This is a genomic window from Streptomyces sp. 13-12-16, assembly GCF_002114215.1.
Taxonomy (GTDB): Bacteria; Actinomycetota; Actinomycetes; order Streptomycetales; family Streptomycetaceae; genus Streptomyces.
Window position 1 is genome coordinate 1 of record NZ_NCTE01001327.1, and the last position, 723, is coordinate 723.

The 723-nt window shown below is 78.7% G+C and carries 2 pseudogenes; both read right to left on the reverse strand.

The features are described from left to right. Positions 1-296, reverse strand: a pseudogene (locus tag B7767_RS45435) (protease); the annotation flags it as partial. A gap of 130 nt (positions 297-426) precedes the next feature. Then, positions 427-723, reverse strand: a pseudogene (locus B7767_RS40540) (zf-HC2 domain-containing protein); the annotation flags it as partial.

Genomic DNA, 723 nt, shown 5'->3' on the forward strand with positions numbered 1-723 from the left:
GCCGGAGCGGCCGGGGACGCGTCCTGGGCGGGGTCGTCGGTCCCGGCGGCGGGGGCGCCGGGTGCCGGGGGCGGTGTGTCGGAGGCCACGGGGTCGGGGGCGCCGGGAGCGGGCTCGGGAGGCCGGTCCTCGGAGCCCTCGGGCCGCAGGGGGCGGTCCAGTTCGTAGTCGCCCTCGTGGTCGTCACCGGCGGCGGCCGGCTCGCGGTGCGGGCGGGCCAGTTCGAAGTCGCCGTCGTGTCCCTCGGGACGCGTGGTCGGCTCCTCCCCCGGTGGGCCCGGCTTCCCCTCGTTCATGCTCTCCCCACGGCTGGACACGGCACCGCGCGACGGCGGTGGCCGCGAAACTACAGGCTCGGCACCCGGCTGGGCCTGGGCGCGCCCCCTGGATTCAACCAGGTTCGCGCGCCCCCGCGCACCGAACGGTTCAGCGGGACGTGGGCGTGGGAGCCGGTGTCGTGCCCACGGTGAGGAGGCCGGGGTCCTTGAGCCCGGCGGCGACGGCCCACGTGGTCAGGGTGAGCGGCGGGGTCGAGGTGAGCGGTCGTATCAGCGGGGACACGGCCGTCGCACCGCCCTGCATCGGCGTGCCCGGCGTGGGGTGGCGCTCCGTCGGCGCCGGGACGCCGGGCAGCAGCGGCGCGGAGACCGCGGTCGGGGCGACCGGGGTGTCCGCGGGCGCGCTCTGGCCCGTCAGCTGGCCCAGCAGTGGTCCCGCGCCGCG